The following is a 9,582-nucleotide window of genomic DNA, read 5'->3' on the forward strand; positions in this document are numbered from 1 at the left end:
AGGCCGCGGCGGCGGCGTCCTTCGCGGCCTGCGCGTCGGCCCGCTGGCCCTCGCCGCGGCCCCAGCCCCAGCGCCGGGTGCCGCCGCCGGCGAAGGCGGCGGGCGCGGCGGCGATCAGCAGGGGCAGCGGCAGCAGCACGAGCGCGACGCTCTCGCCGAGGACCGCAGCGGCGCCGGCGAATCGGCGGCGTACCGGCCGTGCCGGACGTGTCGGCCGTACAGACTGCGCGAGTGTCGCCGTCACGTGCCCTCTCCCGATGGATCGCCCCTGGCCCGGATGCCATTCTCCCACCCGTTAAAGACGAACACACCGGCCGATTAGTTCGCGGCGCTGCTTCGCGGCGCTGCTTCGTGGTGCTACTTCGCGGTGCGCAGCTTCACCGGTCCGTTGTCCGTGCGGACCGAGACGGCGTGCTTGCTCGCGTCGTCGCGCGGGATGTCCACGGACTGCGTGCCGTTCTTGGTCCTGACGTCGACCTTGTACGGGGAGTGGGGCACCTCGACGTCGACGGCGCCGTTGGTGGTGGCAACGTCCAGGCGGTCGGGGGTGCGGGTGAGCGCGAGGTGCACGGGTCCGTTGGAGGTCTCGGTCCTGACCTGCGAGGAGGCGATGCCGGTCGCCTTGACGGCGCCGTTGGTGGTGCTGATGTCGAGCGGCCCGGCGGCGTCCCGCACGGTGATGGGCCCGCTCTTCGCGGTGAGGTGGAGCGGGGTGCGGATTCCTTCGGCCTTCACCGGCCCGTTGTCGCTCTTGACGGTCACGGCGATGCCGGCCGGCACCTCGACCTTGTGCTTGGCGGAGCAGGTGGCGCTGATGCCGCTGCAATGGATGCGCAGCTTCAGGGTGTCTCCGTTGACCTCCCAGCTGGCTTCGGCGGATCCGCCGATGCTCTTGCCTTTGAACCACCGGGTGACTTTGACGTCTTTGGCGTCCTTGGCGCCGGTGACCACCTCGACTTTGGAATTGTCGCTGTCGACGGTCAGCGCCTTCCCGCTGAGCGAGAACGACTTGTGCTCCGGCTCCGCGTCCGAGGCGTCCTCGCCGCACCCGGCCACGGCGACCCCGGCCACCAGGACCGCTGCCGCGATGAGGGAGGTACGGACGGCGGTCCGGGTGCGGTGGGTGCGGGGTCGGGTGCGGGATGCCACGGCGGTCTCCAGGGTGCTTTCGCTACAGAACACAAGATCATTCGGCACTCGGCCATCCGGCCCGCACCGTCACCGCAACCCTACGAATCGATCACCACGCAAACGATCCAGCTCACTACCGGAAGAGTGGTGGGGTTAACCCCACGCCTGCCCCGTGGGCCCCACCAGGTGTGGCCCACCTGCCGCGGGCATGTACGCTGTCCTTTCGTCCACGGGCGCATAGCTCAGCGGTAGAGCGCTGCCCTTACAAGGCAGATGTCGCTGGTTCGAAACCAGCTGTGCCCACCAGGGGAAAGGCCCCCGATCGAGAGCGATCGGGGGCTTTTTTCGTTCCCGACCTGCCGACCTGGCGGGAGCCCGCCGAGCATGCCAGTCTGACCGTATGAGGTGACACAGGGTAGGTAGGGGATGCGGAGGATTGGCCCATGCCTGAGACGACGTTGCCGCACCCGCAGGGCGCGGTGTGCTGGCTGGACACGCTGCTGAGCGACCAGGACCGACTGCTGAGCTTCTACCAGCCGCTCCTGGGCTGGTCCGGCGACGCGGACCCGGACGACCCGAACAGGTATGCCGTGCAGACGGTCGGCGGGAAGGCCGTGGCTGGTGTGGGGCTCATGCCGCCGGATGAGCCGTTGATGCCCTGGACCGGGTACTTCGCCGTGGACGAGGTGGACGCCACGTCCCGCCGGATCGAGGGGCTGGGCGGCCAGGTCGTGGTCGCGGGCATGGACGCCCCCGGCGTCGGCCGCTTCGCCCACGCCAAGGACCCGACCGGCGCGGCGTTCGGCATGTGGCAGCCCGGCCCGTTCCCCGGTTTCGAAGTCTGGGGAGAGCCCGGCTGCCTGTACTGGTTCGAGCTGGTCACCACCGACGCGAAGGCGGCGGCCGATTTCTACGGCGCGCTGCTGGACGTAGAAGCCCAACGGATGGACACGCCGCCCGACGTCTCCATGGAGTACTGGACCCTCCACGCGAACGGCGAGCCCCGTGCCGGAGTCTTCCAGGTCGGGCAGGAGGCCGTTCCCCACTGGCGGCCGTACTTCCAGGTGCACGACGTCGACGCCACGGTGGCCGCATCCGTCGAGACCGGAGCCCGCCTGATCGAACCCGCGGCCGACACCCCGTACGGCCGGATGGCCGGCCTGCTCGACCCCCTGGGCAACGAGTTCAAGATCGCGACTCCGCCGCCGGGGCGCTGACGCGGCTCGGGGGCCGAGAGCGGCCGGCTTCGCCGATGGCCGTGCGCAGGGCTTGTGGCGAGGTGAGTCGGAGCCAGGGGCGTGGGGTGCGGACGGTGGGTTCGGGGAGGACCCAGAGCCGGTTGCCGGTGTAGGTGCCGGGGCACGGCGCGGTGATGGGACAGCCGGGAGGCAGCGCCTTGACCTGTTGCACGTCGGCGAGGATGCGCCCTGCGCCGGCCGGTACGAGCCACCAGGCCGTGCGCTCTACGCCGCACAGCAGGTGGGGTCCGATGTGGTGGCCGCGGTAGGCGAGGAAAGTCGCGGTCCGGCTGGAGAGGCCGAGGGGCATTTCGACGGTGTCCCAGTACGGACCGGTGATGACGGTGGCGGTCCGCCCTTGGGCCCAGAGGGCGAGTACGGCGCCGGGTTCAGGGGCGGAGGCGGCCAGCCAGTGGGCCGTCGACAGAGGGTGGGTGGTGTTCATGGGCGGTCCTGCGGATGCTGGTAGCTGCGGCCTTTCGCGATGCGTACGGCGTCGTCCAGTGCCCGGAACGCACCCGTGATGGGCCCCACGAGGTCCTTGGGCAGTCTGCGGTAGTGAGCGAAGAGCGCGGTACGGGCCTCGTGCAAGGCTCGTAGGCACATGGCGAGTTGCAATGTCTCCATGGCGTCCCCGAGGGCGGGGCCGACGTCGGGGGAGGGGTGTGGCGAGTGCCGGTTACCGGGGTAGCTCACGACTCGGCCACTTCTACGGGGACGTCTGCGCCCGCTTCGACGAGGGCGCGCACGGCGGGCGACGGGCTCAGAACGGTGCTCGGTGGGATCACCCAGTGGGCCCACGGCCCGTCGCAGGTGTGGGGTGCGGGCAGGCCCATGTAGTGGGCTTCGCGGTCAGTGGTGGTGACGCACTCGGCCGCTGCATCCCATGTCGCGGCGGTGCCGGGCGGTACCAGGAGGACGTACGTTCCGCGTTCGAGGAGTACGGGCCCGGTGACGCCGAAGCGGTGGAGCGTGGCTCGTACGCGTCCGCAGTTGCCTCCCTCGGCAAGGCCGTGCACCAGCCGCACCGGCAGCTTCACCGCGTCCCAAGCCGGTCCGACACGGAAGAGGGCAACACCCCGGTGCCACCATTCTTCCTCAGCTGCACGCGCGGCTTCTTGACTGGTAGTCAATAGCCTTGCAGCTAGATGTAGATGGTCCTGTCTCAGGGGGAACATCAGCGCCTCCCGCAGTGTGCCTAGTGGCTTCTTCACACCACGAGGGTGGCGTGAGTCGATGAAGTGCGGGATAACCAGCAGGGGTTACCGAAGCGGTAAGGGGATCGTTGTGTAGGTGTACGGCGACAAGCCACGTCGACGAGCACGCGGAAGGTTGGAGCTATGGTCGCAAAGTCCTTGCTCGGCGCAGATATCTTTGCGCGGGACGATCTGCGTCAGGCCCTTGCCGAGCACGACTTCGCGTCAGTGTTCGCCCTCATCAAGAAGTGGGGCGGCCTCTCCCAGAACAAGATCGCGTCGGCTTGTTGTCTGACCCCCGGGAAAGTGTCTACGATCACAAACGGCACCCAGCGGGTCACCAGTTTCGACGTGATCTGCCGGATTGCTGACGGGCTACAGATTCCCGGCCGCTTGCTCGGCCTCGCACCGCGTCCGTGGGAGGAGTCGCAATGCCTGCCAGGTACCGCTCCTCCGGCTCCAGGCAAAATTCCTGCACATGAGGCTTCGTGGAGACCCGACACCACGGTCGACCTGGCCGCAGAGCTGACGAGGAGCGATCTCGTGATGGATCGACGGACGGTCGCGAGGGCGCTGACCGCGTCGGCTGTAACCGGCGCTTCGCTGCTCGACCCTTTGGAGGGGTGGCTCAAACCAGCAGCTCCCGCAATTCAACGGGGCCCTCAAGGGCGTATTGGAACAAGGGAAATGAACAACCTTGAACAGGCCGCACGGACATTCCGCCTTTGGGATCACCGGTATGGCGGGGGACTCCGCCGGAAAGCTGTGCTGGGTCAGCTATCCGAGGTGAGCAGCGCGCTGGAGGAGCGTCAGAGCCCCTCCATCGAGCGGCGGTTGTACGTGGTTATGGCCCACCTCGCCGGCCTGGCCGCAACGATGGCGTGGGACTCCGGATTGCAGCGCCGTGCTCAGGACTATTACGCCCTCGCGCTTCGGTCCGCTCACGCCGGAGGTGACACCGCCTTCGGAGCAAATGTCTTGGCGGGCATGGCACGTCAGATGCTGTACCGCGACCAGCCGCAGGACGCAGTCGAGCTCGTTCGACTCGCACAGGAAGGCTCCCGAGGAATCGCGGGGCCCCGCGTCAGAGCAATGCTATACACGCGAGAGGCGTGGGCGATGTCAGCCATGGGACGCGAAGCTGCCTTTCGCAGGGCCACCGCCCAGGCCGAGGAGGCGCTCACCGAAGCAGCTGGGGCCGAGGCGGAACCGTACTGGATCGCGTACTTCGACGAGTCCGAGCTGGCGGGGGTGACCGGGGGCCGTCTTTTGGACCTGGCGCGTCACGACGCCCAAAGGCACGCTCAAGCCGCCGCTGACCGGATTCGTGAAGCGCTGGCGGGGAGGGGCCCGGAGGCCGGGCGAAGTTGGGCGCTCGACCGTATTGGGCTCGCGGAATGCTGCTTCCTGGCTGGTGACGTGAACGGGGCTGTTGAACAGACCAACCTGGCAGTTGACGCGGCGCAGGGCACGCAATCAGGACGTGTGCGTACACAGCTCGGTGTCCTGTACCCCCACACGGTGGGCCACAGCGCTTCCGCGCCATTGCGTGAGGCCCGCCATAGAATTCGTGGCCTGCTGGCCAGTTGACGAGAGGGGAAGCGGCGTGACCACCATCGCTGTGACCGGGCACATGGATTTGACCGCTGCCACGGCCGACTCGGTTCGAGCCGCGCTGCGGCAGTTCCTTGACGCCTACCCCGCTGAATCCCTGACGGGTATCTCCTGCATCGCGCGAGGCTCCGACAGCCTGTTCGCCGACGCGATCCTGCAATCCGGGGGCCGTTTGGTGGTGGTGCTTCCCTCTCGGGACTACCGGGAGACGAAGGTGAAGCCGGACCACGCTGACCTCTTCGACCGATTGGTCGCGGCCGCGTATGAGGTCTTGGTCATGCCGTACGATTCGGCGAACCGCGAAGCCTACGAGGCAGCCAATCGGCAGGTGCTCGCCCGTGCGGACCGCCTTGTCGCTGTGTGGGACGGTACGCCGCCCAGCGGGAAGGGCGGAGGCACCGCCGATGTCGTCGTGGAGGCCCGGGAGAAGGGTCTCCCCGTCGATGTGGTCTGGCCGGCGGGCGCGTCACGTGAGAGCAAGAAGGACTGTGAGAGGCAGCGCTGACGACGATCTGCCCGAACGCCTCTGCTCGGTGTAATGGCCGAGGTGCGGGAGGTGGCGGCGTGCCCTTGTGCAGGGGTGGCTCACGCACAGGGTGTCCTCGACCTTGATGACCGGCTGTACGGGGGAGGAATGAGGCGACGATCAGTGCTCTCCGGCGTTGAGCTTCGCGACCTTCCCCGACAACTCGTCGAGTGAGTCGATGCGGATGGTCGTGATGCTGTCGGCTTCGGGATCGCGTTGTTGGATGGTGCCCCAGGGCCCGCGCCGGATGAGGGCGGTCCGCATGCCGGCGGTGACGGCGGGGCGGATGTCGTTGTCGAGACGATCGCCTACGTACAGGATCTCCTCGGCCTCGAAGGGCGCTGCCTGGGCGACGCGTACGAAGAACTCCGGGTCCGGTTTCGACGCGCCCCAGTCGTCCGACGTGCCGATGAGGTCGACGTCGTCGGTGAACAGCTCGCGGAGGATGCGCCCGGCGCGTACGGTCTGGTTGCCCGCGATACCGAGCCAGGGGCCGTCGGCGCGTAGTTGGGTGAGGGCGGTTCGTACGTCGGAGTAGAGGTCTTCTTCGGCGAAGTGCTCCGGTTTCCCGGCTGCCGCGCGTTTCTCGCGCTCCTTGTGCAGGTCGAAGTCGGGTCGGAATTCCTGGAAGGTCTCGCGGTAGTCGCGGCCTTGGGCGATGACGGCGCCGAACATGGCGGAGAAGGTGTGGCGTGGGACGCCGAGCCAATCGGCCCACGTGCCGTACTCGCGGGTCTCGTCGACCAGGCACTCACCGACATCGAATACGACAGCGCGAATCATGCGGGAAGAGTAGGGGACGGTGTGGGCTCGGGTGGGGTGCGGGTGGGGTGCGTACTCCCGCGTACCGAAAGCCGAAGCGGACGGAGAATGCTCTGACGCCATAGCGTTGAGGACGTCCAGCGGCGAGGGGCGACCGGCCCCCGGCATCGGTGATCAGGGAGAACGTGAGTGAGCGACCAGCAGCGGACCATTGCTGAAGGCCAGTGGCGCCAAGCCGAGCTGATCTGGGACTACCACCTGATGCACCACGAGTTGCGTCCCGCCGATGTGGCGATCGGCCTGGGCAGCCACGACATCGGTGTTGCCGCCCACGCGGCCGAGCTGTACCGCGCCGGGTTGTTCAAGACCCTGGTCTTCACCGGCGGCAATAGTCCGGCCACCGTCGAGGTCTTTCCCCGTGGGGAGGCCGTTCACTTCCGTGAGCGCGCCATCGATCTCGGTGTGCCCACGGAAGCGATCCTGTTGGAGCCCAACGCGACGAATACCGGCGAGAACATCGCCTTCGCGCGTGAGGTCCTCGACGATGTCGGCATCACGCCGGCCACGGTGCTGCTGGTCTCCAAGCCCTACATGGAACGACGCGCGTTCGCGACCGCCCGCAAGCTGTGGCCCGATGTCGAGTTCCGCTGCGCGTCGGATCCGCTGGAGCTCGGCGACTACGTGAAGTCCATCGGTGACGAGCGACTCGTCCTGGACATGGTCGTCGGCGACCTCCAGCGGGTGATCGAGTATCCGCAACTCGGATTCGCCATCGAGCAGGAGGTCCCGGAGGACGTGCGCACGGCGTACGAATCCCTCGTCCGAGCCGGCTTCACCGGCCACCTCATCGCCCGCTGACCTGCCCGGCCCGCCCGTCGTCGGGGCTCTCACCCAAGTGCTGGATGCCTTCGCCCCGCCCGACTTCGGTTATGGCCGAGACCTCCATCCGCGTGTTGCTGACCTTGGACCTTGATGGCCAGAGGCGGCATCAGCGCGGGCGGTGGGGGATGTCGACAGCCGATCGCTTGGTCTCGGCCGGAGCTGTAGCGCTCCGGCTGTGCCTCATGCAGCCTCAGACTCCGACTCGTAGTGCATCTGCGCACGGTCGAGGAAGTCGTCCGGGTCGTCCCCCTGGGCCGAGAGCCAAGGGAGCAGGTCGGAGACGAGGGCTGTCCGTGTGCCTTCGACTACCTGCGTGCCCAAGCGTTGGACACGGCTTCGACGTCCGCTCTCATCGAACGTGTTCGCAAGGAGATGTGATGCCCCGAGCTTCCTCAGAAATACCTGAGGACGCGTGGTTCAAGTCCTCATACAGCGGTGCTAACACCACCGAATGCGTGGAGGCTTCCTTCCTTCCGGACGGAATCCTGGTGAGGGACTCCAAGGATTCCGGCGGCCCCGTGCTGAGCTTCGACGGAAGTTCCTGGTTGTCGTTCGTCATCGCCGCAAGAGCCGGGAAGCTGAGGTAGTTCCGTCCGAGTGGGCCACGAGCTGCGATCGGTCACCCTGCTCTTGCCTCTGATGCCAAGCCGGTTGAACGCTGCGCGGGCTGCCTTGCGTCTGCAACTCACCCATCCGTGGCAGTAGTTCACTCGTGCTGTACAACCATCCCCGGGCCCCGCATGTCTCTTGATGCGCAACGGCAATCGAAATGGGGAGGGTTTCGTGAAGCATGTGCGTATCGCGGCCGGAGCTGCCGTGTTTGCGGTGGCGAGTTTGGGAGTGCTGACGATGGGTACGGCGGCCTCGGCTGCTCCCGTCGCAGCGGAGGCCGCCTATAACGGTGCCTGCGGGGCGGGTTACGGCGTCGTGAACTCCGCGCCGATCGGGGACAAGGGGAAGGTCTACCTGACCTACAGCTCCGCCACCGGAAAGAACTGTGTCGTCACCGTTCGCGCCGCCGCTGGCGCGCCCGTACATATGGCCGCCTGGGTGCAGTTGGTCGAGGAGCGCGAGTCGACGCCAGTCGTCGACTCCGGAAAATATGGCACGTACGCCGGGCCCGTTTATCTCGCTGCCAAGGGGCGCTGTGTCAACTGGGGCGGGGCCATCGAGAACCAGGACGTCACGGTCAACAAGTCCAACTGCGGCACCTTCGCCAAGACGGCTCGCTGATACTCGCGGATAAGAGGAGAGTTCCATGAAGCGTTCGATTCTCAGGGTTGGGGCCGTCGCCTTTGCTGCGGCAAGCGTTTCCACCGTTCTCGCCGCCACCGCAGCCTCCGCTGCTCCTGCCGCCCCGGCCGCGCCCGCCGCGCCCGTCGCCGCCTATAACGGCGTCTGCGGTAGTGGCTACAACGTCGTGAATTCCGCGCCCATCGGCAGCCGCGGCGTCGTCTATCTGACCTACAGCTCCGCCACCGGCAAGAACTGTGCTGTCACCATCCGCAACACCGCCGGCGCGCCCGTATTCGTACGGACCTGGGTCGGCCAGAGCGGCGGCCACGGGTCCCCCGCCTCGGACAGTGGGCAGTACGGCACGTACGCCGGGCCCGTCTACCTCGCCGCTCGCGGCTCCTGCGTCGATTGGGGCGGCGAGATCGACGGAGTCTCCGTCACCACCACTGCTTCCAACTGTGGGAGTTTCGCCCGTAGTCACTGAGTTTGGACTCGGGGTGTCGTAGCTGCTGGTAGGGGTAGGTCGCCGCGGTGCGCCGTCTATGTGAGGTGCATGAGGTGCATGAGGTGCGCGCAGGGTGGCGTCTGTCGGACGAGCGCCGGCAGACGCCTCCACGAAAGCGCCTCCCGGACCTTCACCCGCGTCGTGCGCCCGGCCGGTGCCTCAGTTATTGCTGCTGAGTCACCGGTCGGGCGGCACCCATCCCCGGGCGGGGGCTGGGGGGCTGGGTGGCTGCCGCGTGGGGCGGCTGTCGGTTTGCTGTCTGCGGCCCGTCTCGTGGCTGGGGCTCAGGCTGGCTCCGCTGCGCTGCGCCGCTGGCTGCTGCCGCGATGAGGTGGCTGTCCGGTGGCTCGGGTGCGGGAGTGTTTCGGGCCTGCGGCCCACGGCAGCCGAAGGGAAAGGGCGCGCTGCGCTGCGCCTGGGGGCGGCTGGCCGTTCGGGGGCGGTTTCCGCCCGTGGGAGGAGGGCCCACGGGTGGGGAAACTCCACTCCGAC

12 protein-coding genes, 1 tRNA gene and 1 pseudogene are annotated in these 9,582 nt (G+C 67.7%); 8 read left to right on the forward strand and 6 right to left on the reverse strand.

Translation table 11 applies throughout. The features are described 5' to 3' along the window. Together ACFU99_RS20700 and ACFU99_RS20705 are read right to left on the reverse strand one after the other, a co-directional pair. Window positions 1-244 (reverse strand): annotated as a pseudogene (locus ACFU99_RS20700) (hypothetical protein); the annotation flags it as partial. A 113-nt stretch (window positions 245-357) separates the two neighbouring features. Then, the gene (locus ACFU99_RS20705; RefSeq protein WP_384394079.1) at window positions 358-1,149 is read right to left on the reverse strand and encodes a DUF4097 family beta strand repeat-containing protein; all 792 of its coding nucleotides are present in this window, start codon (window positions 1,147-1,149) and stop codon (window positions 358-360) included. A gap of 213 nt (window positions 1,150-1,362) precedes the next feature. Here ACFU99_RS20705 and ACFU99_RS20710 point away from each other — a divergent pair. Then, window positions 1,363-1,437 (forward strand) — tRNA-Val (locus tag ACFU99_RS20710). Window positions 1,438-1,574: 137 nt separating this feature from the next. Continuing rightward, window positions 1,575-2,348, forward strand: coding sequence for a VOC family protein (locus ACFU99_RS20715; RefSeq protein ID WP_384394080.1), 774 nt, complete (start codon window positions 1,575-1,577; stop codon window positions 2,346-2,348). Here ACFU99_RS20715 and ACFU99_RS20720 read toward each other — a convergent pair. From ACFU99_RS20720 to ACFU99_RS20730, 3 genes are read right to left on the reverse strand one after another with little or no spacing between them, the layout of a single operon-like run. Further along, window positions 2,317-2,814, reverse strand: a complete 498-nt coding sequence (locus tag ACFU99_RS20720) for a hypothetical protein (protein WP_384394082.1) — start codon at window positions 2,812-2,814, stop codon at window positions 2,317-2,319. The two genes, ACFU99_RS20715 and ACFU99_RS20720, sit on opposite strands and share 32 nt — an antisense overlap. Then, window positions 2,811-3,065 (reverse strand): hypothetical protein, encoded by a 255-nt coding sequence (locus ACFU99_RS20725; protein WP_384394083.1) that lies wholly within the window; start codon window positions 3,063-3,065, stop codon window positions 2,811-2,813. The genes ACFU99_RS20720 and ACFU99_RS20725 overlap by 4 nt, the downstream gene beginning before the upstream one ends. Continuing rightward, a complete protein-coding gene (locus ACFU99_RS20730) occupies window positions 3,062-3,409 on the reverse strand; it encodes a hypothetical protein (RefSeq protein ID WP_384394085.1) in 348 nt (115 codons plus the stop codon). Before ACFU99_RS20730 ends, ACFU99_RS20725 begins: the two co-directional genes overlap by 4 nt. A gap of 300 nt (window positions 3,410-3,709) precedes the next feature. Between ACFU99_RS20730 and ACFU99_RS20735 the strand changes: the two genes are divergently transcribed. Together ACFU99_RS20735 and ACFU99_RS20740 are read left to right on the forward strand one after the other, a co-directional pair. Next, window positions 3,710-5,155 (forward strand): hypothetical protein, encoded by a 1,446-nt coding sequence (locus tag ACFU99_RS20735; RefSeq protein WP_384394087.1) that lies wholly within the window; start codon window positions 3,710-3,712, stop codon window positions 5,153-5,155. 16 nt (window positions 5,156-5,171) lie between these two features. Continuing rightward, entirely contained in the window at window positions 5,172-5,684 is a 513-nt protein-coding gene (locus tag ACFU99_RS20740; RefSeq protein WP_384394089.1) for a hypothetical protein, read from the forward strand. A 141-nt stretch (window positions 5,685-5,825) separates the two neighbouring features. On the opposite strand, the gene ACFU99_RS20745 is transcribed toward ACFU99_RS20740, so the two are convergent. After that, window positions 5,826-6,488: an HAD family hydrolase gene (locus tag ACFU99_RS20745; RefSeq protein ID WP_384394091.1), complete on the reverse strand. Its 663-nt coding sequence runs from the start codon at window positions 6,486-6,488 to the stop codon at window positions 5,826-5,828. Window positions 6,489-6,656: 168 nt separating this feature from the next. On the opposite strand from ACFU99_RS20745, the gene ACFU99_RS20750 reads away from it, so the two are divergent. The 4 genes from ACFU99_RS20750 to ACFU99_RS20765 all read left to right on the forward strand — a co-directional run bounded on the left by ACFU99_RS20750 (window position 6,657) and on the right by ACFU99_RS20765 (window position 9,069). After that, window positions 6,657-7,325: a YdcF family protein gene (locus ACFU99_RS20750; protein WP_384394092.1), complete on the forward strand. Its 669-nt coding sequence runs from the start codon at window positions 6,657-6,659 to the stop codon at window positions 7,323-7,325. Window positions 7,326-7,726: 401 nt separating this feature from the next. Then, complete coding sequence (locus ACFU99_RS20755; protein WP_384394094.1) at window positions 7,727-7,936, forward strand: DUF397 domain-containing protein; 210 nt, start codon at window positions 7,727-7,729, stop codon at window positions 7,934-7,936. Between the two features lie 163 nt (window positions 7,937-8,099). Continuing rightward, entirely contained in the window at window positions 8,100-8,582 is a 483-nt protein-coding gene (locus tag ACFU99_RS20760) for a spore-associated protein A (protein WP_384394095.1), read from the forward strand. Window positions 8,583-8,619: 37 nt separating this feature from the next. Beyond that, on the forward strand, window positions 8,620-9,069 hold the full coding sequence (locus ACFU99_RS20765; protein ID WP_384394097.1) for a spore-associated protein A: 450 nt from the start codon (window positions 8,620-8,622) through the stop codon (window positions 9,067-9,069). The last annotated feature ends 513 nt before the right edge of the window (window positions 9,070-9,582 follow it).

The organism is Streptomyces sp. NPDC057654 (assembly GCF_042800135.1).
In the GTDB taxonomy this organism is placed as follows: domain Bacteria; phylum Actinomycetota; class Actinomycetes; order Streptomycetales; family Streptomycetaceae; genus Streptomyces.